The sequence below is a fragment of the Enterococcus sp. AZ128 genome, assembly GCF_051714485.1.
In the GTDB taxonomy this organism is placed as follows: Bacteria; Bacillota; Bacilli; order Lactobacillales; family Enterococcaceae; genus Enterococcus_A.
Window position 1 is genome coordinate 1,444,262 of the sequence record NZ_JBIORZ010000002.1, and the last position, 26,752, is coordinate 1,471,013.

Here is a 26,752-nt window from a genome sequence, read left to right on the forward strand (position 1 = left end):
GACAGTTCCAAATGAAACTCGGTGAGGTAACGGTCACTGCCGTCTAACGAGCGTTAACCCATTAGAAAACTCAGAGCTCATCTTCATTGAGTTTGCGATGTCCTCTTTCTCACCAGCCGAGGTCTCTGTATCATGCAGCGTCAATTACTCTTCTCTTCAACGTTCTATTATTTAAATTAATCTAATTATAATCATTATGCCATCAATGTCAAATGATAAGTGGGAATTATCCCGCTTTGATTTCGCCATTCAATACATTCTTTGTATTGTGGCAGATATGCTTGGCCACCTCAGCATTGTTCATTGTATAAAGATGAATTCCGGAAACATCCTGTGTTGTCAAATCCACGATTTGGTCAATGGCATACGCTAATCCCGCCTCTCTAAGGGCGATTGGATCATGTTCGTATTTTTCTAAGATCGCCAGAAATTTTCGCGGCAGCTTAGTATTGGTGGTTTTAATCAAACGCAGTGCTTGATTGCGATTAATAATCGGCATGATTCCAGCTAAAATCGGAACTTTAATGTCTGCTAAATAGCAGGATTCTTGAAATTGGTAAAATAACTCGTTGTCAAAAAAAAGTTGGGTGATCAACTGTTCGCAACCAACAGCAACTTTATGTTTTAAATTTTTGATATCTTCTATTCGATTTCTTGATTCCGGATGTGTTTCAGGGTAACAAGCTCCACTAACATGAAAATGTGGGGCTTCTTTTTTGACATATTCAATCAGATCGCTGGCATAGACAAACTCTTTTTTAGGCGGCAGATCTGGAAGGATATCTCCTCGCAAAGCGAGGATTTGATCAATTCCGATTTTATCTAATTGTCTTACTAGATCAGCTAACTGTTCTCGACTCAAGTAAGTTGCTGGCAAGTGAGCGATCGTTGGAACATTTAGTTCTTTATGAATATAATCGGCCACTTTTAGTGTCGTTTCTTCGATCGATTGCCGATTATTGCTGCAGGTGACACTGATAAAATCAGGCTGCAGCTGTTGCAGTTCCTTCAAGGTTTTAAAAAGTTTTTCAGAGCCAATCTGTGTGTTTGGCGGAAAAACTTCAAAGGATAATGTACTGGACATAGGCTACAATTCCTTTCTGACTTGCTTCACCGCGTCTGTCATGTTGGTCAAACTTGCGGTTGTCTCAGGAATTCCTCGCGTTTTCAAACCACAATCGGGATTGATCCAAACTTTTTCTAAAGGGACTTTTGCTAAAATCTTACTGATCGTTTGCTTGATCTCGTTAACTGATGGAACCCGCGGTGAATGTATGTCATACACTCCAGGGCCGACAGCTGTTCGGAAATTTTTCTGCTTCAACTCATCTAATATTGCCAGATTTGAACGAGAGGCTTCGAAGGAGATCACATCGGCGTCCATTTGATCAATCGCTGGAATAATGTCGGTGAACTCGCTATAGCACATATGTGTATGAATTTGGGTTGTAGCTTGTACTTTGCTGTGAACCAAACGGAAAGCCGGAATAGACCAATCTAGATATTCAGAGTACCAGTCGGTTTTTCTAAGGGGCAATTTTTCTCGTAGCGCGGCTTCATCAATTTGGATTACTCGAATTCCGTTCTTTTCTAAATCCAATACCTCTTCTTGGATTGCCAAAGCGATTTGTAAAGTAGAATCTTTTAAACTGATATCCTCACGTGGAAATGACCAATTCAAAATAGTAACAGGGCCTGTCAGCATCCCCTTCACGATTTTATCTGTTTGTTGTTGCGCATAGGTCGACCATTTTACCGTGATTGGCTTTTCACGAGCGACATCCCCCCAAATGATCGGTGGTTTCACACCACGAGTCCCATATGATTGGACCCAGCCATTCTTGCTGAATAAATAGCCGGATAAATTCTGCCCAAAATATTCCACCATGTCGTTTCGCTCGAATTCCCCATGGACTAGCACATCCAAACCAATCTTCTCCTGCCACTCCAGCCATTCATTGATTTGCTGGGCAATAAATTGATCGTAGGCTTCCTCACTGATTTCCCGCCGTTTGTGTTTTGCTCGTGTCACTTTTACTTCTCTTGTTTGCGGGAAGGAACCGATGGTGGTCGTCGGCAGCACTGGGTAATCAAAAGCTGCTTTCTGCAGGATTTCTCGTTGTTCAAAAGTAGGTTCTCGCGTGCAATCACTCTCAGTTAACGCGTTGATTTTTCTCTGGACTGTCAGATTTTCTGTAAAGCGGCTTTCAGCAAACAACGCTTGATTTATCGAGATAGCATCCGTTGTTCCAGCAAAAATGGCTGCCAGATCTACGAGCTCGACTAACTTTTCCTTTGCAAAAGCGAAATGCTGTTTGATATCTGATGGAAAAGTTTCGTTCGCGGTAGTAAATGGTACGTGTAAAAGAGAGCACGATGTTGTTAACACCAGCTTTTCTTGTTTGAATTGCTTAAGAAGCTCAATCGTTTGCTGGTAGTTGTTCCGCCAAATATTTTTTCCGTTAACAACACCGGCAAACAATACTTTGTCTTGCGGAAAACCTTGTTTGACTAATTCTGCTGTTTTGCGACCTTCGACAAAATCCAATCCCACTCCGGCAAAAGGCAGTGAGAGAACTGTTTCATAGGCATCACGAATATCGCCAAAATAGGTTTGCAGCAAAACGTTTATGTTTTGATCAGTCAGTAATAATTCATAAATCCCTTGGAATTCAGCTAATTCTTCTGTTGTTAGATCCTTCACTAAGCTTGGTTCGTCTAATTGTATCCATTCGGCGCCTGAATTCTCCAATTTTTCAAGAATCTCTTTATAGGCGATGATCAAATCGGCGGTGATTTTTTTACGATCTGTTCCCTGTTCGAATTCGCTGAGCTGCAGCAGTGTAAACGGGCCAATAAGCACTGGGCGTGTTTCAATTCCTAGAGTTTTTGCTTCGTGGTATTCCTTGAAGATCTTATCACCGTTAACAGAAATAATGGTTTCCTTTTCAAATTTTGGCACGATGTAATGATAATTTGTGTTGAACCATTTTTTCATCGGTCGCGCTTTGACATCCCCTTTTTCCCCTTGATAACCGCGGGCCAAGGCAAAATATTTTTCGTTTTCTGTTAAACTCATCGTCGCTAATTCCTGCGGAACGATATTCAATAGGCAGGCTGTATCTAAGGTTGTGTCGTAAAAGGAAAAATCATTGCTGGGAATCCCCTCGATGCCGCTTTCTTGCACCAACTCCCAATGCTTTTGTCTTAACTCTTTCGCGAAAGCCTCTAGCTCCTCAATCGTCAACTCGCCTTTAAAATATTTTTCTGTCGCAAATTTTAATTCTCTATTTTCGCCAATTCTTGGAAATCCGATAATTGCTGTCTTCATATCTTTTCCTCCTCCAGTTGTATTACGGTACACAATAGCACGCTTCTTTTTACTTGAATAACTGAAAAAAGTAATAACTAGTTATAGCCAATAACTATAACCTTCGCTATACTCTATAAAAAAGAGGTGAAACGATGCGCTTGCAACAACTGATTTATTTTGAAAAAATTGTCGAAAAAGGATCGATCAACGAAGCGGCAAAAGCCCTGTTCTTAACCCAACCGAGCTTATCAAATGCCCTAAAAGAACTGGAAAGCGAAATGAATGTGCAGCTACTGGTTCGAAATAAGCAAGGGATCATTCCAACCTCTGAAGGCCGTGAATTTTTGATTTACTGCCGCCAAATCCTGGATCAGGTCAATCTGCTGGAGGAAAAATTTAAAAACGAACCGCTGCGTAAACAGAACTTTTCAGTTTCAGCGCAGCATTATGCCTTTGTGGTTCATGCTTTTGTCGAATTACTGCGGACAGTCAATGCTGATGAGTACAATTTCACTTTACGAGAAACAGAAACTGAGAATATTTTTGATGATCTAGCCAGCTTCAAAAGTGAATTGGGGATTTTATACTTGAACGCCTTTAATCGGCAAGTCATGACCAAGCTGTTCAAAGAAAAAGGACTGACATTCACACCGTTGTTTGATGCAAAACCGCATGTCTTTGTCAGCCGCAATAATCCCTTAGTCGCGAAAAAATCGTTAAAATTGTCCGATCTTGTGGACTATCCGTATCTTTCCTACGAACAAGGTGAAACGAATTCATTTTACTTTTCTGAAGAAATTCTTAGTACTTGGGATCGTAAAAAGAACATCAAGGTCAGTGATCGTGCGACGATTTTTAATCTTATGGTCGGACTAGACGGCTACACGATCAGCTCTGGAATCATCAGCAGCGAATTGAATGATGATAAAATCGTAGCGATTCCTTTAGAATACGATGATGTGATCACATTAGGCTGGATCAAACAACAACAATTAGAGCTCAGCCCTTTGGCTCAGAAGTATTTGGAATTATTAAAAGAGCACATTCGCGGATACGGCTTTGAAATTATTCAGTGAATAAGAAAACGTACTGGTATTTCTCATCGGACAAAGAGAAATTCAGTACGTTTTTTTAGGAGTATCAAATTATTTTCCTCAGACTGCTTAAAAATGCAGTTGAAAAACAGAGATTTCTGGCGGAACACCCAGTCGAGCATGAATGGACGTCGTGCCTAAACCTGTATTGACGTATAACTTCGTGTGGTCGCTAAGTTCATAAAGACCGCGAGTATATTTTTTTGCTAGAACATTTTTCACTTCGTAAAAGGGCAAACGAATTTGACCGCCGTGACTATGTCCCGCTAAAACTAATTGTGTATTGGTTCCGATAAATCCATCTGCTACATCCGGCTCATGAGTCAGTAAAACAGAGTAGTCATATCTTTGCCGATAGCTCAAGGTTTCTTCGATTGATGGAGCGCCTAACAAGGAATCGTCCAACCCGCCAATAAACACCTTTTTCCCATTCGCTAAAGAAATCGTTTCGCCTGCATTTTTCAACACTTCGAAATTCGCGGCATTCATTACTCTTTCATAGATTCTTGCTGCTCCGCCGCCATAATCGTGATTGCCCCAAACGGCATATTTTCCAATGGTCGCCTTTAGTTCACCAAGCCTCTCAATAATTTCCTGTTCATGATTGTATTGAGTGTAATTGTCGAAAAGATCACCGGTAAACACAATGATATCCGGATTTTCTTGATTGACTTTACGAATGACTTGATCTAAGCGTTTTGTTGTATAACTTTCAGAAACTTGAATGTCTGAAAGTTGAAGAACGTTTAATGCCTCCGGTTTTGATTTGTCTCCCAAACGAATACGATGAACCACCGCCAAATTGGGTTCGATTTTAAACGCATAGAGTGGAATAAGCAATAATACTAGTACTATTCCCAATAAGATTTTTTTGATCATCGTTCCCTGCCTTCTTTTAGTTTGTTAATAAATTTTTAGTCTATTGTTAGTGATTATTGATGACGAGCTGTCGAATGGCTCAATTGCTATTTTTTTTGCTTTTATTGTCATCATCGCCAATGCTCCGCCTGTCACCAGTAGTGCGATGGCTAATAATCCAATAATCACTTTTCTTTTTGTTTGATTGGTCATCAATTCCCCTCCTTGCAGAAAAAGAATATAAAACAATTATGCAAAACTTGTGCAAGAGAAAATTGACGAATTCTAAAGTATTTTTGAAAAAAACATTAGAAAACGAAAGCGAACGATCAAATAACTTTAACTTTCGAAAGTCATTTGATCGTTCTGCTTTACTTTATTTTGATTGGCTGTGTTACTCAATGGGGAGAATAACAGTCGCTACGAAACGATGGTCTTTCTGTTGAATCGTCAATGCCCCGCCAATTAATTTGAGCGTTTCTTCAACAATCGAAAGACCTAAACCGGTCCCCGATAGATGACTGTTCCGTGATTCTTCGCCAACTACAAACGGTTCAGTCAACTTTGAAAGCTGCTTACAAGACAGCTCAATAGATTGGTTCTCAAAAGTCAGCTGATAGTGTTGAATGGTCCGTTTGCCGGTAATTCTCATTTGCTTATCTAAACTGTATTTCAGACCATTGGTCAATAAGTTCGACAGCACCATCCTCATTAGCTGTTCGTTTGTGTTGAGCAGACATGCCTCTACTTCAAGCTTCATTTGAAACTCTGGATCAATAAGTTCCTGCTGTGCCGCTTCCTTTCCAACTAACGCTTTAATCGCTACTTTTTCAAACTGAATCGCATCTTTCATTTGCTGGCTGTAGGACAAGAGATTCGCTACTAAATCATTCATATTGACTAATTGCTGATCAATATCTTCAAAAAAGCTTGGATTCTCCAAACCTAGCTGTTCCCCATCGACTAGCAGCTGCATAACAGATAATGGGGTTTTTAATTCATGAGCTAAATTTGAAGAAAAGGCCTTTAGTTGATCATTGCGTTCCAGCATATCCATTTCATGCTGCTGGAGCGAGTGTTTCATCTGACTGATTGATTGACTCAAATTGCCTAACTCATTCTCTTCCTGAATGTCAGAGTCGCCAAAATTCAATTTGGAAATATTTCGGGTGGCTTGTTCTAGACGACTGATCGGTTCAATGATCTGTTTTCGCACTAGCAGCACAATCAAAGCGAACAGCAAAACTAAAAATAATATCGTGGCTGCGAGCAAAATAGGAAATAGGGTTTGAATTGCAGCCTGAAAGTCCGGAATGCTGGTACCAACTAAATAGAAAGTCTCCCCCTTAACAAAGAAAACAGTATAAAAATCATTTTTTTGCCGATTTTGGTTATAGAGACGTTGAACAGATTTCCCCTTTTTTGCAGCTTGAAGGGTTGTTTTATCTACCCAAAAGCGGTTGAGCGAAATGGCCTCTTTGTTCAAGCGAAGAGTCATTTCACTAGTAAGCTCTTCCTCTGAAGCAGAGAGTTTATTGTCCACCGCGATGACTACCAAATCAGTAGCGAGCTGAGTCTTTTGTCCGTTTTGAATTAGTTTTTGAGCTTCTTTAACCGGCTGTTCCATTTTCCAGTAGTAATATGTTGGAAAAATCCAGCGATAAAAGATCGCTACGAGCAAAAGAACGAAGATAAAAATGATGGAAACACGTTGAATAAAAACACGAGTCAGACTATTTTTTCGATAGTTCAAGGCGATACCCTATACCATAAACAGTTTGTATGCGTTCTTTTCCCACTTTTTCTCGCAAAATGCGAATAAAACTGTCAACGGTCCTCTCATCGTTTTCGTGATCTAAGCCCCAAACGGCTAAAAGTATCTGCTCGCGCGTTAGCGGCAGTCCGCGATTTTGATAAAGATAATACAGCATGTCATACTCTCTATTGGTCAAATTCAACTGCGCTCCTTCAAGTAAAACACGCCGCTCATTAGGAAGGAAAACCAGTGGCTGATGCATGTCTTGATGAATCACACCCAACAATTTGGCGACCCGAGTTAAAAGAACTTGAGCGTGGAACGGTTTCGCCAAATAATCATCCACACCTGTCAACAATGCCTCCACTTCATCTTCTGGCAGGTTCTTGGCCGTTAGCATCAAAATTTTGATATTGTGCTCGCGTTTCATTCTTTTCGCTACTTCCAAACCGTTCATTTTTGGCATCATCCAATCCAAAATAACCAAGTCAAAGGTTTCCTCATAGAAAAAATCTAGCGCTAGTTCGCCATCACTAGCTTCCACTACGGTATATCCTTCTTTTTCAAAGAATTTCTTCAGTAATTCCCGCATTTTATCTTCATCTTCACCTAATAAGATCTTCAATTTCACTAAATCCCTTCTCGTTATCAGAAATTACAATAGCCTTAAGCACTCCGGATTTCAAACATTTTGAAGGGAAACTCCATCAATCTTATGAATAAATTAGCAATAAAAAAAGTGATCCAGCTCGCTTAAGAGCAGATCACTTCAGTTATTAAAGTTCCATTTTTACGACTTCACAGGAAAGATCATCTGTATGCTGCCGAATCAATTCCTGAATGATTGGTTCAAGGCTGGTTTCCGAACGCCACGATATACCGCAGCCTGCTGATAATTTACGAGGGATCGGTAATAACCGCCCCTCTATTTTCCCTTGTTTGCACAGGTTAGAAAATTGTAAAGCATCATACTCTGTTTCGAAAGTTACAATGAGCCATTCTTTTGACAACACCAATCTCTCCTTCGTCAACTATTTTGCGGAAGCCGCTGTTTTTTTGTTTAAATTCGTAATTGCAATAATAAAAAGTAAAGCGATGGATAGAAGGATGGCGATACGACCGAAATCAGTCGTTCCTTCCGCAGAAGACGCTAGTCCGAAGTTATGAGCAAAAGCCGCGCCAACAAGCATTCCGATCACAGTCACACCAGCATCAGACGAGCCTTGACCAGTTAAAATTAACTGTCTTAGCGGACAACCACTAAGCAACACACCTGCAAAACCAACTACGTATAAACCTAAAATATTCCAAAGATGCTCTGTATGAGCGATCGGCTGATTTGCAAAGCTTAAGTTGAAATTCCCAGTAGCAAGATTATAAATCAAAACAACCACAAAAAGTGTCAGTACGCCGGTGATTCGATTAAAATTTTTCATCAAGAAGATGTCGCGGATGCTCCCAGAAAAACAAATCGCTGATAATTGTGCTAAACCACCAAAGATCAAACCGCCAATCAACGAGATCATTACTGGTGCATGGAAACTTCCGGGACCTTCCTTACTCATCACAAACAATGAGGGAACAATTAAAAATAATACAAACAGTGCTAAGAAGAATCCTGGTACCATAAATCCGCTAGTTGCCTTTGTATCCTGCGGTTTTCCTAATGTGTAGCCTTGTTTCAAGAAAAGACTACCAGTAAATACTCCACCGACGAAGCCGATCAATCCGACATACGCATTTAAGTCCCCGCCGCTCATCCGTAAAACCATTCGTAAAGGACAACCGAGAAATACCAAAGCTCCGATCATCATCATAAATCCTAATAAAAACCTTGTTCCAGTGGAGGAGCCGCTTCTTGCTTTGAACTCTTTACGAGGGATCGCCATCAGCATCGCACCGAAAATGATCCCAATAATTTCTGGTCGCAAATATTGAACTGGCAGAGCGCTGTGAAGTTTCGTCGCGCCTGCAATATCTCGAATAAAACAAGCAACACAGATCGCCATATTTGCTGGATTCCCAAAATATGCCAGTAAAATCGCTACTAAGCCAAAACCTACCCCTACTGATAAATACATTTTCTTATTTGCCATTAATTATTACCCCTTTTGACTAATTTTTTGCAAAGCCTTAATCGCTTTCCAAATCTCAATCTCTGTCGTAAAGGAGGAAAAACTAAATCGAACAACTCCCTGTTCCTTCGTTCCTAATGCTTCATGCATTAACGGTGCACAGTGTCCGCCAGACCGAGTGGCGATCTCAAACTCATAAGACAATAAGTCGCTAATCTCTGCAGAGTCTCTTTGTCCAAGGTTCACCGACACAATCGGACAGCGATCATCGCTTGAAAAGTCACCATATGTGATTACCTCATCGATCTTTGAGACCTCCTGATAAAAAAGTTTGGTGAGTGCATTGGTCTTCTGACGCAATTGATCCAGTGTATGATCAAGCAGGTAATCGACACCAGCCCCTAACCCAGCAATCCCGTGACCATTCATTGTCCCAGCCTCCAAGGCTGTAGGCATAACAGTTGGATGGTACGGATTGAAGGTGTCAATCCCACTTCCACCAACTTTCAACGGTCGCAAAGTAAGACCTGGGCGCACATATAATCCGCCAGTTCCTTGCGGTCCATAGAGACTTTTATGGCCAGTAAAGCATAAAAGATCAATTTTTGACGCTTGAACATCAATGGGTATAATCCCAGCAGATTGCGAAGCATCTACAATCAAATAAAGCCCGTGCTTTTGACAAACAGCGCTAATTTTTTTCAAATCAACGACATTCCCTGTCACATTGGACGCATGTGTAACGACAATTGATTTCGTATTCTCTTGAATTGCTGCTTCAAAATCAGCATAGTTCACTCGGCCTTTTTTATCCGCAGGAAGGATCGTCAAGTCTAATCCTTTTTCTTTTCTCATTCGATACAGCGGCCGCAATACAGAATTATGCTCAAGCGCGGTGGTAATCACATGATCCGTTCCGGTATGCAGTCCCTCAATCGCCAAAGTCAAACTCTCGGTCGCGCCAGCTGTAAAAACAATTTGCCGTGCTTGTTCACCATTGAATAGTTGACATAACGATTGCCGTGCTTGAAAAATCACTGAAGAAGATTTCAAAGAATCCTCATGTACGCCTCGACCGGAATTGCCTAATTGATTTAACGCAGAGGTGACTGCTTGAATCACAATTGCTGGTTTTTTTAATGTTGTTGCGGAGTTGTCTAAATAGATCATTGTTCATTTCTCCTCTTAAGCGTAAACAGCTCCCATTCAGCATGGGAACGACTAGATTGAACAGAAAACATAAAGTGCTTCTTAGAAACTTCTAAGTATGAGTTCCCTCACATTCAAGTAAAAGCAGTTTTCCCATTCTGCATCATTCCCACCCCCTAACATTTCATATTAATATCGTTCAATAAATCACAATATTAGTGTAGCGGATAGTCATTCATAAAGTAAAGGTGAAATCTAGTATTTCTACTATTGGTATATGTAATAATTTATCGTCAATTCGTAAAGCTTAGGAATTTATTTCGTGCAATTCGTTACAACGTGATTTGTCTACTCGTTTTCAATACTTTTCACATTTCTAGTGATTTTATTTTTATTAGTTGATACACTAAATGAAAAAGACCTTGGAGGAATCCTTTTGGAAAAAATGAAAAAAACTTTGCCGATAGATTTTTTATGGTTGGCATTATATGCTTTTGCGGGGTTTAGTTTGGAATTGATATTGGGTATGCTGACAAATGGATTGAGTCTAGTTATGAATGCTGCTTTAACCGCTGTCCTGTGGTCAGGCGTCTCATTCTTTTTGGTTCACTATGCAAAGAGACGCTTTGATTTTGATGTTTTCAGTATTTCTCAGCCTCTTGATAAGAAAAAACTTATCCCGATTATCGGGCTGATAGTTGCTGTGATTATCGTCACTACGTTAGGTTTTGGCGGGTTCAAACCGGTGGTTGAATTCAATGGTGAATTGGGAAAAAGTTCGCCTGCATTCATTTTTAGAACACTTTACTATTTAGCGGAATGTAGTTTAATCGTGTTAGTGATCGCTTTTGGCCAAAAGTTTTTTGAAGCGCAGTTCGGCTTATCGGACCATTTCCCCAGCGGCGGGTTATTACTAGCCATTACTTGGGGAGTGATTCATTTTCTGTTACAGGGATTCAGCGGGGGATTGTATACGATCTTCTTCTCGGTCGTGGCCGGGATTCTCTTTCTTCTTTGTAAAAAGGATTTGCGCTGGACATATCTTTTTATCGCGATTGCTTTTATTTTTTAGTCATTTTTAGTTAAATAAGAAAATTTATTGTGTGTATGTTATAAGCCGTGTGATCTAAATAGTATAGATGGAGGTGTTTATTTGGCTAGTATCGTGTTAGCAATTCGATTTTTGCTTGAGTTGACCACTGTTGTTGGTCTGTTCAGCGGTCTATTCATAAAAAAGCAGTGGACTCAAAGAATTCTTTTTGCGGTGTTGGCCGTGATCGTAACCTTGGTTTGGGCAAAGTACGGCGCACCAAAATCTCCAACTGTTTTGACTGGACAGTCGAAATTATTCCTAGAGTTAGCCGTTTATTCCGTTGGTACGTTTGGCTTCTTCTTTCTATTTGGCAGCAGAGCTGGTCTATTTTATCTATTGATTGCCGCTCTCGATTTATGGCTGATGTATCAATTAAACCTACAAGGACATTAGCTGTCCTTTTTTTGATAATTTTTGATTAAAATTTTCATGAGATTTACGTTGGCATCTACTCATAATTGAGATATAATTCTACTATTAAAGACCTTTTACAAAGGCTTTGAAAAAATGATGAAGGAGTTGTTTCCCTTGAGAATATTTGAAGGATCTGGTGTTGCTTTAGTTACACCCATGAAAGCCGATGGTGCCGTTGATTACAAGAAGTTAGAGGAACTTGTTGAGTGGCAAATCAGCGAAGGAACCGATGCAATTATTGCTTGCGGAACTACCGGCGAGGCTTCTACCCTGGCCAATGACGAACATATTGCTGTAATCGAGGCAGTCGTCAAGAAGGTCAATGGTCGAATTCCCGTTATCGCAGGAACAGGTGTAAACGACACCCAACATGCCATCGAATTATCTACCGGTGCTGAAAAAGTTGGTGCTGATGCACTATTGATCGTGACCCCTTACTATAATAAAGCATCAGACGAAGGCTTGTTTTTACATTATCAAAAAATCGCTCAAAGCGTGAAATTACCGATTATCTTATACTCTGTAGCTTCACGAACGAATATGAATATCGCTCCGCAAATGGTAAAACGATTAGCTGGAATTCCTAACGTAGTAGCGATCAAAGAGGCTAGCGGTGATTTATCGCAGATTGCTGAGATTGCTCGCATCATGCCTGATGATTTCACGATCTATTCTGGCAATGATGATCAAGTATTGCCAATCATGGCCTTTGGAGGCAAAGGTTCAATCTCAACGATAGCTAATATCGCTCCACGTCAAACCCACGAATTGACCCAAGCATTATTAGACGGCGATTTCCTATTAGCCAAAGAATTGCAATTGGCGCAGTTACCTTTGATCCATGCGATCTTCTGTGAAGTAAATCCAATTCCAGTAAAAACGGGTGTCAGCTTGTTAGGAAAAATCGAACCGAACTTCCGTCTCCCTCTTTCAGCTGCTAAAGCAGAAACTGTAGAAGGCTTGAAAAAAGAAATGACGGCTTATGGTTTGGAGGTCGCTAATTAGATGATCGATATTATTTTAAGCGGCGCCAATGGCCGGATGGGGCAAGTTCTGCAGACAATGATTTCTCAGCAGCCTGAAATGCAAGTAGTTGCTGGAATTGATCGGGAAGAATTTGAAGCGGACTTTCCGACTTATCAAGCCATCACTGATTGCCAAGTAGCCGCTGATGTAATCATTGACTTTTCCCATTATTCCGCTGTTCCGGCGGTGTTAGAATATTCCGCGGCAAAAAAGGTTCCAGTGGTCATCGCTACCACAGGCTTGACTGATGACGTGAAGGAACAGATAGTGAAAACAGCCGAACAAACCGCTGTATTCTTTTCTGCTAACATGTCTCTCGGAATCAATCTATTAGCCAAAGCGATTCGCGAGATCACTCCTGTCTTGGAAGAAGAATTCAATATCGAAATCGTCGAAAAACACCATAATCAGAAAAAAGATTCCCCTAGCGGAACGGCTCTTCTTTTGGCAGATGCCGTAAATGATGCTGTTGAAGAAAAGAAAACCTACATTTACGGACGTCATGGCAATGATTTAGAGAACCCTTTATCTGAGTTAGGTATCCACGCAGTTCGCGGCGGGACCATTCCTGGAGAACATACGGTGATCTACGCTGGACCTGACGAGGTGATTGAGTTGAATCATTTGGCTTTATCACGTAACATCTTTGCTAGTGGCGCAGTAAAAGCCGCAAAATATGTAAGTGATAAAAGTACAGGCCTATACGATATGGAAAAATTGATAGACGAGAGTTAAACTACCTGAATTTTGGTTAGTTTTAATGTCTTACTTTTTTAGTAGAATGATATACGTGGCGAAAATAAGTACTTTATTACGAGATAGGAGCAGATTCAATGACTTTAACCGATCCTTATGAAATTGCAAAATATATCAAGAATGCTGAAAAAATGACGCCTGTTAAAGCGTATGTCCAAGGAGACTTAACAGGTCTTTCCAAAGAAAAAGTTCAGTTTTTCGGACAAGATAAGACCTGGATCTTAATTGGTGAAAGTCAGGCCGTACAAGAAGTGTTACATGAACAACAAGCAAAAATCAATGAAGTACATGTTGAAAATGATCGCAGAAATTCGGCGATTCCTATGCTGGATATCTCCACCGTTAACGCGCGAATTGAACCAGGTGCCTTTATTCGTGAACGTGTAGAAATTGGTGATAAGGCAGTCATCATGATGGGGGCGATCATCAATATTGGTGCTTCAATCGGTGAAAGTACAATGATCGACATGGGAGCCATCCTAGGTGCCCGTGCAACCGTTGGAAAACACGCCCATATTGGCGCCGGTGCCGTGTTGGCGGGTGTCCTTGAGCCGCCTAGTGCCTCACCGGTTATTGTTGAGGATAATGTTTTAATTGGTGCTAATGCCGTTATTTTGGAAGGTGTTCATATTGGAAAAGATGCGGTCGTTGCAGCTGGTGCAGTCGTTACTAAGGACGTCCCTGAAGGAGCGGTTGTTGCAGGCACTCCTGCTAAAATCATTAAGATGAAAGACGAAATCGATCCCGGGAAAACTGAATTCTTGGATGATCTGCGTTAATTCTAAACCCTTATCACCTTTTCCTTAGGCTGATAAGGGTTATTTTAATTGCTCTACTTGCAACCCGCCATCTCTGATTTCAGAAAGGCATTACTTGAGAGGCCCAAGTCGCTTGTAAAGAGACTATTTTCTGTCATTCTATTCAAAAATTTTCTTTTTTTTGAATCAAATAACATCTTTTACCTTATTCCTAATGCATTTGTTTCGAAGTATGCTATAATACAATCGGATTAGAACAATTCTTAAAAGAAAGCGACTGAATGATACTCGTGAATTTAAAAAGTATTAAAAAATCAATCAAAATTCGTAACAAACAAATCAGCAGAACATTTGCTCAAGTGGAAGAAACGCTTGCGAATCACGTCCATAGTGACGTAAAAATTTATTTTGACAAGGCAACTCCTCACCAAATTCATCTTGAGGAAAAAACGCCTGACGGTAAAACGCGTCATATCCAGAGTGCGGAACATGATCACTCATTCAAAGAACTAGTCGATGCACATATTCAAAAACCCCATACGGACACATTGAACCAATTGACCAACAGCATCTATAATCTGTGGTCAGAAAGTTTCAAATCGACAACACCTGCAGCTGAGAATGAAGACACAGATAAAGCAGCTGAACTTGCCCAAGATATTTTGGCTGATGTTGTCAAAGAACCAGTCACTATTGGTGTGACAGCTGAACAAGCGGAAGCTTTGAATCAATCATTGAAAACTAAAACAAACTATTCTGCGGAATGGTCTGATGCGGACAAATCAATCGAAGTATTCTATAATCCGCCTAAAAAAGACCGTCAGTTATTAGCGACGATCGCAGCAGATCAAACAATTACTTACACGGATGCGTTAGCAACAAAACGTGTGATGAAAAAAGAATTACCAGACATGATCGCGTCAATCTTAGCGTAATAAAAAACCAACCATTCCTAAAAATGGTTGGTTTTTTTGATTAATTCAATACACCATAGAAGAAAAGTTGCACGGATTGCTTCAAGTTTTCTTTTCGCCTCTCTTCTGGTGAGTCAAGATAGGCCGAGATCAGAATAAATAATTGACGAACCGCAAATTCAGAATCCACTGAGATCCTGATCTGCTTTTCATTGGCAAAAACATCCAGAAACGGCTTTTTGTAGGAATCACTCCAAAGTGTAAACATTTTTTCGGCTGTTTCAGGATTGAGCGTGTGCTGAATATCGTGCATCATCATAAACAAACTGAATGGATGTCTTTGCTGGAGATAGAAAGCCATCGCTAAGATCTTTTCTTCAAAGCTCGTGGCTTTAGCGGAAAGCTCTGTCAGATTCTTACCGACTTCATTTGATAACCGCCGCATGACTTGATAATAAATCGTTTCTTTATTTTTAAAATGATAATAGATATTTGGTTGCGTAATTCCAAGAATCTTCGCGATTTGCCGAGTAGATGTGTCACTATACCCTTGCTTCATAAAAAGTTCTTCGGCAACATCTAAAATCTCTTCATACATCGAATCGCCTCATTTTTTCTTTGGTACCATCATTATACGCTAACTGATTGTTTTTCGTCCTCAGAAACTGATTTTTCTTTTAGTTCGCCGTCCTTCATTTCTAGAATCCGGTCACAGAATTTCACCAAACGGGTATCATGGGTCACCATGATCGTCGCTTTATTTTTTTCTTTGGTTTCCTTCGCCAAAATCTTAACAACTTCGTAGGCCTTTTCGGAATCCAAGCTGGCAGTAGGTTCATCTGCTAAAATAATCGTTGGATCGTGATACAAAGCTCGAGCGATAGCTACACGCTGCCGTTCTCCGCCAGAAAGTTCTTCAGGATATTTATTTTCTAGGCTGGCAATGCCCAGCTGTTCAAACAATTTTTTTGCCATTTCTGAGTTATCATTTCTGCTGACCTTGTCGACTAGCTTTAACTGCTTTTTAACGGTTAAAAATGGAACGAGATTGGACGCCTGTAAAATAAAGCCGATTTCTTTAAAGCGTAATTTTGCCCGCTCTTTTTCTTTCTTTTCACTGAAGTCTTCATCATTGATTAGTACTTCTCCCGATGATGGTGCCTGGAGTCCGCCTGCGATTGTCAGAAAGGTACTTTTTCCGGAACCAGAAGGACCGATGATCGCGACAAATTCCCCTTTTTCTACAGAAAAATTTGTCTCCTTCAACGCTTCAATCGTTGAGTCGCCATCTTTAAATGTTTTTTCTACTTGTTTAAATTCAATTGCACTCATGTCTTTTCCCCCTATCCGATCGCTTTCAATGGATCGATCTTAACGATGGTTCGCACTGAGAAGAACGCGCCGATCAATGCGACTAGAATCATCAAAATGCTGATACCGCCAAAAAACAGCATATTTACTTGGAACGGTACCGCATCCGGCAATACCAGAGCTGTTCCTAACGTAGCGGCTAATCCAATGACCACGCCTACTGTGGCAAGCAAAAAGGTTTGAGCAATCACTGAATTGGAAATGTAGCGGCTGGATATTCCTTGAGCCTTCATCACACCAAAAATTTCAGCCTTCTGCATCGTCAATACGTAAATAAATATACCGATCACGATTGCCGCGATCACGATCAAGAAACCGATCATAAATCCGAAGGTTAATACTTGCGCGCTATATCCCGGCAAATCATTGATAAAACTCTTGATACTGGTTTTATCCAAATCATCTGGTACTGATTGAACATTTCCACGTGTAATGATTGCATTGATTCGTGTATTTTCATTCGTTCCTTGTGTTTCAAAACGGATTTCCTGATACGCACCAATCGTTGTATAAAGAACAGGCGCTACATTAAATTTTGCATTATCCGTAAACCCGACGATTTTCAACGTTTTGTCGTTGCCAGCCATTTTAACTGTTTCACCAATTTTTAAATTGTACTGATCTTTTAATGAAATATCCGCTACTGTTTCATCATCAGAAGAGAACATTTTCCCGCTAGTCAGCTTAGGAGCTAAAAATTGATCCTTATCGATCCCGAAAAAGCTGACATCAATTTTTTCTCCGCTGTCGCCTTTTATGACACCAGCTGTTTGCGCAAGATACGCTTTTTCATCCGCCTTCACCTCGTCAAAGGTTTTCAAAGGAATCATCGACATATTTAAATTATTGTTCGCCTCTTCTGTTAAAAGAATAGTATCAGCGTTCCATTTATCGACCGCAGTCCGATTATCCTGCGCCAGCCCATAGGCCAGACCTGTCAAAAAGAACACCAGATAGGCGATCAAAAACATCACACCCATCACCAACGTATAACGCAGCTTAGAATGTTTGATTTCATTTATCGCTAAAAACATATACAAGACCTCCACTTATCACTTGATAAATTTACCCTAACACGATTATTTTTTGAAGGAAAATAATCTGCTTATCAAACGATCAGTAAAAAACACACAGCTTCAAATCCATATTCCCTCTTGTGAGAAAAATCAATTTATTAAAAAATAGAAACTAGACATCCTTTGTCAAGATTTGTATTGTACACTGGAATCAAAGGAGGTCAGAGAATGACTATTAAACAGGAAATTGAAAAGTATCTTGCTGAAGATACCGAGATTTATTTAAACAATATTGAGATAGATCCAAAATCCATCAAAGCAATAATGATCAATGAGGTAGTCCCTGCTTACCCAGAAAATGATTTTTACGGCTCTGAAGATGCTGCTTACATGGAAACCACCATTCCCCTATTTCAAAAAGCAGGAATCAACGTCACAAGTATTCAAGAAATTTTGGATCATGGGATCTATCTAACCAATGCGATAAAGACGCCTAAGACAGAGACTACGGTTGATAATGCTAGTATCGAAAAAAGTCTGCCTTATTTGGAAAGAGAATTAGCCCTTTTTCCAAATGTTCAGGTCATTATGCTGATGGGTGATGTCGCCAAGAAATGTTTTAACAGACTGACTAAAAAAGCGACAAAGAAAAATGCGGTCCCGGCTATCTCCACTTATAAATTACGAAAGAGTGAGGTATATTATCAGAATATCCGAATCATGCCTTCTTATATCATGACTGGAAAGAACATTCTCATCGAAAAATCCAAAGTCCAAATGGCATCAGAGGATCTTGCCGAAATGTTCAAAATCATTTCTGAATAGTAAAAAGCCAAAGGGTCTTCTACTTTCAAAATTGAAAGTAGAAGACCCTTTGGCTTTCGTTTTATAAAGTTTTATCCCAAAAAACGTTAAAAATTAAATATTTTAGCCTTTCACACGCCTCAATAATTTTCTCGTAAAAAGGTCTTCATATCCATTGGCGCATGTCCCGTGATCGTTTCGAAATCATTCGTAACCTCACTTAACATTCCTAGTGCCCCGCCATGATACATCGAAGCTAACTCTTTGCCATCGTTCTTATAAATTTTCGCAAACTCTGTTAAACTGACTGGCTGATAACCGATTTCTTCACTAGTGACTGCACTCATAATTTTCCCAAGTTCTGCCATGGAATAGTTTTCTTCCTGACTCAGTAGATAAGTCTGCCCGCTATCTCTAAGTGCTGGATCAACAGCCAACTTAGCAAGCGCTTCTGCACTATTGTCTAAAGAAATAAACGACAATGTTTCTTCTCCGATTGGGTAAATGATTTTTTTGCGTTTAATCAACTCAGGCAAATAAGGAACCAATGGATCAGCATATAGTGCATTTTTGACTATTGTATACTCAAACTCTGACCCGGCCAAACGTCTTGGTGCATAGCCATAATAAGGAGACATGGTAAAAGGATTCTTTTCCTGATCCGCAATGAAACTGACAAAAATTATTTTTTTAACCTTTGCCTTACACATTGCGGTTAACGTATTTTCTAATTCTAATACTCGTTGAACGACGTCATACGTTTTACTCGGAATATAAATGACTAAATCAATTCCCTTTAATGCCTCAATCATACTAGCAACATCTGAATAATCGCCCTGTCTCACTGTAATAGCTTGATCCTGTAATTTCTTTGCTTTTGCCATTGTGTGTACAAGCGCAACGATCTCTTCATTATTTACCAATGTGCTAAGTGCCTGCACAACACGACTGCCTAAATTTCTCGTTGCGCCACTCACAGCATATCTCATCATCTTCACTCTTTCTATTTTAAGCCAACAGCTCTTTAAACCCTGCTTCCAAACTAATCAGCGGTCTGCCTAATGCTTTTTCAAAATCATCAGAAACAACATCCAGCTGATTGTTCTTAATGTCATATTGGAAGCTTAAGAACATCTCCGCTACTGATTGAGGCATTCCATTGGCGACTAAATTATTAATAAAACTTGGATCATCTGAAGGTATCACTTCAAAATCTTTTCCTGTTGCTTTTTTAAGAGCATCCGCCAAAACATCATAGCTTACCGGTGTTCCAGAGAGTTCTAAAATGGCTGGGTAATCAGTTCCCAATAGCGCCTTTGCCGCTACCTCTGCATATTCCCTTTTCATAGCCCACCCGGTTTTTCCATTGCCGGCCGCATAAACAAATTTCCCGCCATTTAATGCCGCATCCGCTAACGGCATTTCATTTTCCAAATACCAATTATTCCGTAAGAAAGTATGCGAGATCCCTGATTCTTCAATCAGGTTTTCCGTAAAAATATGATCCGCTGCTAAAGGACTGGTTGCTTTATCCGCACCAGCAAAACTTGTATAAGCGATATAAGAAACGCCTGCCTCTTTGGCTGCATTCACCACATTCGCGTGTTCTTCTTGTCGATTACCTGGTGCTCCAGAAACTAATAATAAACGGTCGATTCCCGCCAACGCCCTTTTCATTGAAGCTTTGTCCCCGTAATCACCAATCCGTACCTTTACGCCTGCTTCTTTTAGAGCTAAACCCTTTTCTTCACTACGAACCAATGCGAAAAGCTCAGTATTTGAAATACTTTTTTTCAAAAATTCTAACGCATAGTTGCCAAAACCACCAGTTGCTCCTGTTACTAAATACTTCATGTTAATCCGCTCCTTCTTCTTGCTGTATATTTATAATTTACACCTTTAATCATAAGTAGTATGATAAGATATGTCAAGAGAGAGATTTTGAAAGGAGCAAGGAACATGAAATATTCGATCCAATTTAGCGATGCCATCCATATACTTGCATATATCGAAATCTACCAGGGAACGGATGCGTTATCTAGTGAAATGATCGCTAGAAGCGTGGAAACCAACCCTGCAAATGTTCGGAAAATCATGAGTCAGTTAAGAAAAGCTGGTTTGATTGTCACGCAAATTGGCAAGCCTAACCCTACCCTTGCGAAACAGCCTGAAGAGATTACGCTATTAGACATCTACAGGAGCATTGAAGGAAACACAAACCTGATTCAAGTTGATCCGAAAACCAATCCAAATTGTATTGTCGGTGCGAATATTCAGGACGTTTTAAATGAAAAATACGATGAATTGCAGAAAAAAGTGGAAGCAGAAATGAACAGGATTACACTTGATACCTTAGTCCATAAGATCGCAAAACTGGAAATGGAAAAAAGGCCTGAAAATAAGCAGATTATCCAAGCGTTTCTTTAGACAGAGCTAAAAAAGTGCGGTTCCTAAAAAAGGGAATCGCACTTTTTTTAAATCGGTTTGAATCTTCAATGGATTAACTAATCATCACTCAAATGATCTTGTCTCTTTTCTTTTTCTGAACTTCACCAAAATAATAATCGAAAGCACCAACAGACACACCTTCGTTACTGGAATACTCCCTATCGCGAAGAGAACGATATTTTGTACAAGGTACGAATTCATTTTTCCAAAGATGCCAATCATAGGAAGCGCTAGAGCAAGGATTTCTATCATATAAACGATCAACGAAATAAGAACAAGCCTCTTTTTTGCTGGATAATCCTTGTTTATTCGAAAACAAATAATCTCACAAACAAAACCGACGATGTGCATAAAGCCAATGAAGAAGGGCAGCCCAATGAAGGGTGTCAAAATAATCGCCCCTCGTGAAGCGATCGTAAAGACGCCGAAACTAATCAGTAGTATAAAACTGACGATCGCATACACAATCGTGTAAATGGCAGTAACTTTTGTAAAATTTATCATACTTGCCTCCTCGTTAAACACATGCATTTTCATAAAATAAGTATACGCTAAAATGACAGAGTTATATATATTAACCATAATTAGAAGCGCTAAACCTCTAATCCAGATGAATTTTTGCCTCCTACTTACCTCTTTTGAATTTACTTCATTCTCGCTTCGTCCACTTGATAAATTCTGGCAGAAATGGGCGGCAGAATGAAAATCGGGTCGGACCATTTATAAAAATCACGATTACTCGATACTACGCTTTTCGAAGCTTGCCTTTAAATTCAGCGAATTATCAATAAAAAAAGAACAAGTCACGTTCAACTTGCTCCGTTTTTCTAATATCGTTGTTAGTCTATGATAAAAATTTTGTTTATGCTGTCATTTTCCGTCTTTATTGCTTACGGATAGACAACTAAGGGCGTCAACTTCTAAATTACTCGTCTTTTTCTATCCTTATAAATAATCCCTATCAGCAATACAAACAGTGCCACACTGGCAACTAAAATGATTGCTGTCTTATGATTTCCCTTAAACAGAGCATCCCCGCCAAAGGCATACAATATTGAACTTGGTGCCACACCGATCACTACAACCAGCAACAATTGTCTCGCCTTTAAGTTCAGCGAATTAACAGTATAGTTAACGACAATCGAAGGAATTACAGGAATCACATAGCCCAGCATTACGCCGATTCTCGGATGATTCATTTGAGAAATCGCTCTGACCCACCGATTAGACGCATTCGTTTTATCTAAAAAATTAAGTCTATGAATCAGATAGATTGATAATAAATTCCCAAGTGAATTCCCAATAAGATTCATCACGCTTCCAATCAACGGCCCATAACAAAGCCCAATCAAAACCCCGACAACAGAAGTCGGCAAGCTTGGTACAGCACACATTACACTTGTTAAAGCGATTAAAATAATCGCTGTTCTTATACCATGCGAACGGACACTTTTAAGTACAAGCTCACGGCTTGCTTTAGGTGAAAAATATAGTTGGATATCCTGATAATACTCGACATACAACCAATAACACAAAGCACCCAGAAGAATCAGCGCACCAAGCAATAAAAAAAGCTTTATTTTCTTTTTCATTTGTTCTCCTTATCAATAAGTTCTTGTTTCATTATAACAAAACCTTAACGATAAAAATAAGATGAACTCTTCATTAGGCTACTCATCTTATTCATGCATCTTCATATTATTGCAACTCTAACTATTCATGCTTTTTTAGCACAGGACTACTGAGATTCTCAGCTAGTTCCCCCAACGCCTCGAAATCATGAATTACGTAAAAATTCTTCTTTTTTTCTAGTATATTCGCTTCACGAAAATTAGTGATCGTTCGTAAAAGGTGTCGGTAGCTGACATTTAAAATAGATGCACAAGTCGTCAGACGAAATGAGAATCGTTCATCTTCATGATGGGTCAGAATGAATTTCGCCAAGCGAGTCTCCACGGGCTCAGTTAATGAATTGGCTAGATTGATTCCCGAATTTAGTCGATAGCTTAACAACTGACAAATATTCTGTAAAAAGCGAACATCCTGTTGCAATTGCGATCGATATGTATTCAATGGAATGCTGACACAGATACAATTTGATACAGCCTTCACACTGCTTTTTGGTAATAGCCCCCATAATGAAGAGGCCTCACCAAGGGGTGTAGCGGGTTTGGCGTAATCAATACAAATATTCTGAGTATCTGAAGGATAAGAATAAACCATCACGGTTCCCTCTACTAGAAAGTAAAGATAATCAGAAATCGTTCCTGTTTGAATAAGGTGCTCTTCCTTTTCGAAATAGTGCAGAGAAGCCATCGTTAAAAGATCTGAATCCATATAATCTAGCAAGTTATGCCTTTCAACGAAGGTTGCTAATTGCTCCGCGTCTTGAATTTTTTTCATGAAAAAAGTCACCTCTAAAGTGTTTTTCTTTATTATAGCCTAGAATGTTTTTAGGCTCAATACGAACGATCTAATATATTTGTTTGTAAATTGTATGTAAAAATCGTGTAAAATAGGACGTGCGTCACTTCATTATTTTTAATTCCCTGCTATGATTTAGACGTATTAGAAATTACATCCAACAGGAGGAGAAAAATGCAGTTCAAACAGTTAGCAAAAGGGTTTCTCGGAGTCATGTTACTTACAGCTTTAGCGGGTTGCGGATCTGGTAGCACCAGCAGCAGTTCAGAAAAGGAAAGTAAAGAAAAATTGGTCGTTCAATTTGTACCAACAAATAACGACGGCAGTATGGAAGCAAAGGCAAAACCCTTTGCTAAATATCTATCTAAGAAATTAGACCGTGATGTAGAGGTTACTCTAGCTACTGACTACTCAACCATCGTTGAAGCCATGTCCTCAGGTCAAGTCGATATCGGCATCATGCCTCCTGCCGCTTATGTTCAAGCGAAAGATGCAAATGCGGCTGAAGCGATTTTAACTTCTCAATTAGGCGATTACGATCAAAAAACGGGTTTGCCGCTAAAAGATAAACTGACGAATACCTTTAAAGGTGAAGTTTTGGTTCGTGCTGACAGTGATATGACCAAATTGACTGATCTTAAAGGAAAAAATATTGCAACTTTAAGTCCAAACTCAGCCAGCGGATATATTTATCCTGTTGCTGAACTTAAAGACGCAGGTATTGATCCAACGACAGACACAAAAATGACGACAGTTAATGATATTCCAAGTGAGATCACAGCAGTATTAAACAAACAAATGGATGCCGCTTTTGTCTTTGAAGGTGCGCGTAACGTGTTCGCTTCAAACTTCTCGGATAATGATTTATTTAAAGATTTGAAAGTATTGTATTTAACTGAAGGCGACATTCCAAACGATGCCATCGCTGTTCAACCGGATATGTCAAAGGAATTAAAAGCAGAAATCAAGAAGACATTCCTTGGCATGAAGGATGACAAAGACGGTGAAGAAGCGATGTCTTTATGGGGACACCAAGGTTACGAAGAAGCTGCTGACTCTGCCTACGATACAATCAGAGACTACACTAAAAAAGCAGCAGAATAATATCAGTAAGTGTCAGCAAGCTTCTTTGCTGACACTTAAAAAAATGGAGAACGATAATGATAATTTTTGACAATGTTTCGAAGGTTTATCCAAATGGTGTTGTTGGTCTTAAGGATATCAATCTAACAATTGAAGACGGTGAATTTGTTTCCATTATTGGTTTGAGCGGTGCTGGAAAAAGCACTCTTTTACGTAGTATCAATCGTTTAGTTGGTACGACTAAGGGAGACATTCGTATCAATGGGACCTCGATCACAAAAGCAAACAAGAAAGAACTACGTACGATTCGCCGCCAAATCGGATTGATCTCGCAAAGCTTTAATCTTGTGAAGCGCAGCACCGTTCAGAAAAATGTTTTATCTGGGAGATTAGGCTATTATTCAACTTGGAAAAGTGTTTTCGGTCTCTTCACCAAAGAGGATTATCAACAAACAAAGGAAGCCCTAGAAACAGTTGGTCTCTCCGATAAATTGCAAACACGCAGCGATGAACTTAGCGGTGGCCAGCAACAGCGGGTTTCGATCGCTCGAGCATTGGTTCAGCAAGCGCCAATAATTTTAGCGGATGAGCCTGTCGCTTCGCTAGACCCAATCACTACCCAAAAAGTTATGGAAGATCTGAAAAACATCAATCAAACGATGGATAAAACAGTTATTGTCAACCTCCATTCAGTACCGCTGGCTCGTGAATTTTCAACTCGAGTAATCGCTCTGAATGCCGGTCAGGTAGTATTTGACGGATCACCAGAAGCGTTGACAGATGAACGATTGAATCAGATTTACGGTAAAGCAATTTTTGAAGAAAAGGCAGGCGAAATCGATGAGCTTGAAAGAAACAGTTCACTTTAAGTGGTATAAACACCTGCTTATTGTTTTATTTTTGTTCGCCTGTTTTCAAGGAAGTGTTTGGATCACTTCAGCGGAATTTTCGCAGGTTTTTCAAAATTCTAGTCAAATGACGGCCTTCCTCTCAAGGTTTATTCATCCAGATTTTAGTTACCTGCCTAAGCTGCTGGAACCAATGATCAAAACGTTGCAGATGTCCTTGCTAGGAACAGTTATTGGGTTGGTTTTTGCGATCCCTGTCAGTTTTTTGGCAACAACTGTTGTAACTGAAAATCGATGGGTATCTACGTTTTTTCGTTTTCTATTAGGCTTGGTTCGCACGATCCCTACCCTGCTTTTAGCTGCACTTTTTGTTGCTGTTTTTGGAATTGGTGAAGCGACGGGTGTGTTAACAATCGCTGTATTTACCTTTGGTATGGTCTCGCAATTAATGTTCCAAGCAATCGAAACGATCGATTTCGGACCCATTGAAGCCGCATCTGCAGTTGGAGCCAATAAAATGCAAATCGCTATTTGGTCGATCGCTCCGCAAGTATTAAGTCAATTTGCCAGTTATGCCTTTTACGCGTTTGAAGTCAATGTTCGTGCATCAACCGTGCTGGGCTATGTAGGCGCTGGGGGGATTGGCGTCATTTTGAATTCCTCATCAGCCTTGCTGAATTATGAGCGTGTATCCATTATTATTCTGACGATTCTGCTTACTGTAGCGATCGTTGATAAATTGAGTGAACGTGTTAGGAGGTCTCTGTTATGATGCTGCGGGAGATGAGTAAAAAAACAATGATTTCACTGATCACACTAGCCATTCTTGTGGTGTTATCAGCGACGACGTTAGATTACTCTGGATTAAGAACCTTCTCGCCCTCTATGGGTATGGACGTTTTACGTGGACTAGGTCAACCCGACTGGGGCTTTCTTTACGATGGCAGCGGTGAAGATTTGCTGAGTCTGCTTTTACTGACGATCGGTATCGCTTGTTTAGGAACAATGATCGCGACCGTTTTAGCTGTTCCGATCACCTTGATCAGCGCTGTGAATTTATGGCCAGCGCATCCATGGGTAACGAAGCTCGGAAAATTTATTTGTAATGTGCTACGTGCATTTCCTGAACTCGTTTTTGCTATTATCTTTGTTAAGGTAGTGGGTCCAGGTCCATTCGCCGGTGTTATGGCGATTGGTGTTCATCAAATCGGAATGTTAGGAAAATTATTTACTGAAGAGATGGAAGCGATGGATGAACGGTTAGTAGAAGAAATGCAGGCTGTCGGTGCAAATTTTTGGCAGACAATTTTTTACGTCCGTATCCCCTACCTCATGCCGATCTATTGTTCACTCGCGTTGAACCATTTTGAAATTGCTGTCCGCAGCGCCGCTACACTTGGTTTAGTTGGTGCAGGCGGAATCGGCGCACCACTGATTTTTGCGATTCAAACACGTTCGTGGAGCAAAGTTAGTATTATTTTGATCGGTGTTGTTGTTACCGTGTTTATTTTAGATCAAATAACCGGAATCATAAGAAAGAAATTGAGATAAA

The 26,752-nt window shown here is 40.0% G+C and carries 30 protein-coding genes and 1 other annotated feature (1 of these 31 only partly in view); of the genes, 13 read left to right on the forward strand and 17 right to left on the reverse strand.

All coding sequences use genetic code 11. The annotated features are described in order from the left end of the window. Window positions 1-169: a binding site (T-box leader), on the reverse strand; it reaches 56 nt to the left of the window's first position. A gap of 57 nt (window positions 170-226) precedes the next feature. Together metF and metE are read right to left on the reverse strand one after the other, a co-directional pair. After that, on the reverse strand, window positions 227-1,084 hold the full coding sequence (metF, locus tag IGI38_RS18650; protein WP_438733320.1) for a methylenetetrahydrofolate reductase [NAD(P)H]: 858 nt from the start codon (window positions 1,082-1,084) through the stop codon (window positions 227-229). A 3-nt stretch (window positions 1,085-1,087) separates the two neighbouring features. Beyond that, window positions 1,088-3,331: a 5-methyltetrahydropteroyltriglutamate--homocysteine S-methyltransferase gene (gene metE / locus IGI38_RS18655; protein ID WP_438733322.1), complete on the reverse strand. Its 2,244-nt coding sequence runs from the start codon at window positions 3,329-3,331 to the stop codon at window positions 1,088-1,090. A 134-nt stretch (window positions 3,332-3,465) separates the two neighbouring features. On the opposite strand from metE, the gene IGI38_RS18660 reads away from it, so the two are divergent. Continuing rightward, window positions 3,466-4,389 carry a LysR family transcriptional regulator gene (locus IGI38_RS18660; RefSeq protein WP_438733324.1) on the forward strand — a complete coding sequence of 308 codons (924 nt, stop codon included), beginning with the start codon at window positions 3,466-3,468 and terminating at the stop codon, window positions 4,387-4,389. 87 nt (window positions 4,390-4,476) lie between these two features. On the opposite strand, the gene IGI38_RS18665 is transcribed toward IGI38_RS18660, so the two are convergent. From IGI38_RS18665 to IGI38_RS18695, 7 genes are all read right to left on the reverse strand, one after another. Next, complete coding sequence (locus IGI38_RS18665; RefSeq protein ID WP_438733326.1) at window positions 4,477-5,286, reverse strand: metallophosphoesterase; 810 nt, start codon at window positions 5,284-5,286, stop codon at window positions 4,477-4,479. A gap of 24 nt (window positions 5,287-5,310) precedes the next feature. After that, a complete protein-coding gene (locus tag IGI38_RS18670; protein ID WP_438733328.1) occupies window positions 5,311-5,478 on the reverse strand; it encodes a hypothetical protein in 168 nt (55 codons plus the stop codon). A gap of 181 nt (window positions 5,479-5,659) precedes the next feature. Beyond that, on the reverse strand, window positions 5,660-7,018 hold the full coding sequence (locus tag IGI38_RS18675; protein WP_438733330.1) for an ATP-binding protein: 1,359 nt from the start codon (window positions 7,016-7,018) through the stop codon (window positions 5,660-5,662). After that, a complete protein-coding gene (locus IGI38_RS18680) occupies window positions 6,999-7,652 on the reverse strand; it encodes a response regulator transcription factor (RefSeq protein ID WP_438733332.1) in 654 nt (217 codons plus the stop codon). Before IGI38_RS18680 ends, IGI38_RS18675 begins: the two co-directional genes overlap by 20 nt. Window positions 7,653-7,797: 145 nt before the next feature. Then, complete coding sequence (locus IGI38_RS18685) at window positions 7,798-8,031, reverse strand: DUF3343 domain-containing protein (protein WP_438733334.1); 234 nt, start codon at window positions 8,029-8,031, stop codon at window positions 7,798-7,800. Between the two features lie 21 nt (window positions 8,032-8,052). Further along, a complete protein-coding gene (yedE, locus tag IGI38_RS18690; RefSeq protein WP_438733336.1) occupies window positions 8,053-9,117 on the reverse strand; it encodes a YedE family putative selenium transporter in 1,065 nt (354 codons plus the stop codon). A gap of 6 nt (window positions 9,118-9,123) precedes the next feature. Then, window positions 9,124-10,266: an aminotransferase class V-fold PLP-dependent enzyme gene (locus tag IGI38_RS18695; RefSeq protein WP_438733338.1), complete on the reverse strand. Its 1,143-nt coding sequence runs from the start codon at window positions 10,264-10,266 to the stop codon at window positions 9,124-9,126. A gap of 424 nt (window positions 10,267-10,690) precedes the next feature. Here IGI38_RS18695 and IGI38_RS18700 point away from each other — a divergent pair, with 424 nt between their 5' ends. The 6 genes from IGI38_RS18700 to IGI38_RS18725 all read left to right on the forward strand — a co-directional run bounded on the left by IGI38_RS18700 (window position 10,691) and on the right by IGI38_RS18725 (window position 15,227). Then, entirely contained in the window at window positions 10,691-11,317 is a 627-nt protein-coding gene (locus IGI38_RS18700; protein WP_438733405.1) for a hypothetical protein, read from the forward strand. An 81-nt stretch (window positions 11,318-11,398) separates the two neighbouring features. Continuing rightward, on the forward strand, window positions 11,399-11,731 hold the full coding sequence (locus IGI38_RS18705) for a DUF2568 domain-containing protein (protein WP_438733340.1): 333 nt from the start codon (window positions 11,399-11,401) through the stop codon (window positions 11,729-11,731). 135 nt (window positions 11,732-11,866) lie between these two features. Continuing rightward, window positions 11,867-12,757, forward strand: coding sequence for a 4-hydroxy-tetrahydrodipicolinate synthase (gene dapA / locus IGI38_RS18710; protein WP_438733342.1), 891 nt, complete (start codon window positions 11,867-11,869; stop codon window positions 12,755-12,757). Then, window positions 12,758-13,513 (forward strand): 4-hydroxy-tetrahydrodipicolinate reductase, encoded by a 756-nt coding sequence (gene dapB, locus IGI38_RS18715; protein WP_438733343.1) that lies wholly within the window; start codon window positions 12,758-12,760, stop codon window positions 13,511-13,513. It abuts the gene before it with no gap. A gap of 98 nt (window positions 13,514-13,611) precedes the next feature. After that, entirely contained in the window at window positions 13,612-14,313 is a 702-nt protein-coding gene (dapD, locus tag IGI38_RS18720) for a 2,3,4,5-tetrahydropyridine-2,6-dicarboxylate N-acetyltransferase (protein ID WP_438733344.1), read from the forward strand. A 260-nt stretch (window positions 14,314-14,573) separates the two neighbouring features. Next, a complete protein-coding gene (locus IGI38_RS18725) occupies window positions 14,574-15,227 on the forward strand; it encodes a hypothetical protein (protein ID WP_438733345.1) in 654 nt (217 codons plus the stop codon). Window positions 15,228-15,267: 40 nt separating this feature from the next. Here IGI38_RS18725 and IGI38_RS18730 read toward each other — a convergent pair whose 3' ends face one another. The 3 genes from IGI38_RS18730 to IGI38_RS18740 are packed head-to-tail and all read right to left on the reverse strand — an operon-like array spanning window position 15,268 to window position 17,611. Beyond that, window positions 15,268-15,804: a TetR/AcrR family transcriptional regulator gene (locus IGI38_RS18730; protein WP_438733346.1), complete on the reverse strand. Its 537-nt coding sequence runs from the start codon at window positions 15,802-15,804 to the stop codon at window positions 15,268-15,270. A 32-nt stretch (window positions 15,805-15,836) separates the two neighbouring features. Then, window positions 15,837-16,538 (reverse strand): ABC transporter ATP-binding protein, encoded by a 702-nt coding sequence (locus IGI38_RS18735; protein ID WP_438733347.1) that lies wholly within the window; start codon window positions 16,536-16,538, stop codon window positions 15,837-15,839. A gap of 11 nt (window positions 16,539-16,549) precedes the next feature. Further along, window positions 16,550-17,611 carry an ABC transporter permease gene (locus tag IGI38_RS18740; protein ID WP_438733348.1) on the reverse strand — a complete coding sequence of 354 codons (1,062 nt, stop codon included), beginning with the start codon at window positions 17,609-17,611 and terminating at the stop codon, window positions 16,550-16,552. A 210-nt stretch (window positions 17,612-17,821) separates the two neighbouring features. Here IGI38_RS18740 and IGI38_RS18745 point away from each other — a divergent pair, with 210 nt between their 5' ends. Continuing rightward, window positions 17,822-18,418 (forward strand): uracil-DNA glycosylase family protein, encoded by a 597-nt coding sequence (locus IGI38_RS18745; RefSeq protein ID WP_438733349.1) that lies wholly within the window; start codon window positions 17,822-17,824, stop codon window positions 18,416-18,418. Between the two features lie 119 nt (window positions 18,419-18,537). Here IGI38_RS18745 and IGI38_RS18750 read toward each other — a convergent pair whose 3' ends face one another. After that, window positions 18,538-19,386, reverse strand: a complete 849-nt coding sequence (locus IGI38_RS18750) for an NAD(P)H-binding protein (RefSeq protein WP_438733406.1) — start codon at window positions 19,384-19,386, stop codon at window positions 18,538-18,540. Window positions 19,387-19,405: 19 nt separating this feature from the next. Next, window positions 19,406-20,251 carry an SDR family oxidoreductase gene (locus IGI38_RS18755; protein ID WP_438733350.1) on the reverse strand — a complete coding sequence of 282 codons (846 nt, stop codon included), beginning with the start codon at window positions 20,249-20,251 and terminating at the stop codon, window positions 19,406-19,408. A gap of 105 nt (window positions 20,252-20,356) precedes the next feature. On the opposite strand from IGI38_RS18755, the gene IGI38_RS18760 reads away from it, so the two are divergent. Beyond that, on the forward strand, window positions 20,357-20,824 hold the full coding sequence (locus tag IGI38_RS18760; protein WP_438733351.1) for an Rrf2 family transcriptional regulator: 468 nt from the start codon (window positions 20,357-20,359) through the stop codon (window positions 20,822-20,824). 84 nt (window positions 20,825-20,908) lie between these two features. Here IGI38_RS18760 and IGI38_RS18765 read toward each other — a convergent pair whose 3' ends face one another. From IGI38_RS18765 to IGI38_RS18775, 3 genes are all read right to left on the reverse strand, one after another. Further along, window positions 20,909-21,349 carry a hypothetical protein gene (locus tag IGI38_RS18765; protein ID WP_438733352.1) on the reverse strand — a complete coding sequence of 147 codons (441 nt, stop codon included), beginning with the start codon at window positions 21,347-21,349 and terminating at the stop codon, window positions 20,909-20,911. 416 nt (window positions 21,350-21,765) lie between these two features. Then, window positions 21,766-22,437, reverse strand: coding sequence for a TVP38/TMEM64 family protein (locus IGI38_RS18770; RefSeq protein ID WP_438733353.1), 672 nt, complete (start codon window positions 22,435-22,437; stop codon window positions 21,766-21,768). Window positions 22,438-22,558: 121 nt separating this feature from the next. Continuing rightward, a complete protein-coding gene (locus tag IGI38_RS18775) occupies window positions 22,559-23,248 on the reverse strand; it encodes a cyclic nucleotide-binding domain-containing protein (protein WP_438733354.1) in 690 nt (229 codons plus the stop codon). A 195-nt stretch (window positions 23,249-23,443) separates the two neighbouring features. Here IGI38_RS18775 and IGI38_RS18780 point away from each other — a divergent pair, with 195 nt between their 5' ends. Genes IGI38_RS18780 through phnE (IGI38_RS18795) form a run of 4 tightly spaced genes read left to right on the forward strand, consistent with a single transcriptional unit; the run spans window position 23,444 to window position 26,751 of the window. Then, complete coding sequence (locus tag IGI38_RS18780) at window positions 23,444-24,373, forward strand: phosphate/phosphite/phosphonate ABC transporter substrate-binding protein (RefSeq protein WP_438733355.1); 930 nt, start codon at window positions 23,444-23,446, stop codon at window positions 24,371-24,373. 56 nt (window positions 24,374-24,429) lie between these two features. Further along, window positions 24,430-25,221, forward strand: a complete 792-nt coding sequence (phnC, locus tag IGI38_RS18785; RefSeq protein WP_438733356.1) for a phosphonate ABC transporter ATP-binding protein — start codon at window positions 24,430-24,432, stop codon at window positions 25,219-25,221. Further along, entirely contained in the window at window positions 25,193-25,972 is a 780-nt protein-coding gene (phnE, locus tag IGI38_RS18790; RefSeq protein ID WP_438733357.1) for a phosphonate ABC transporter, permease protein PhnE, read from the forward strand. Before phnC ends, phnE (IGI38_RS18790) begins: the two co-directional genes overlap by 29 nt. Beyond that, window positions 25,969-26,751, forward strand: a complete 783-nt coding sequence (gene phnE / locus IGI38_RS18795; protein WP_438733358.1) for a phosphonate ABC transporter, permease protein PhnE — start codon at window positions 25,969-25,971, stop codon at window positions 26,749-26,751. Before phnE (IGI38_RS18790) ends, phnE (IGI38_RS18795) begins: the two co-directional genes overlap by 4 nt. Window position 26,752: the final 1 nt, after the last annotated feature.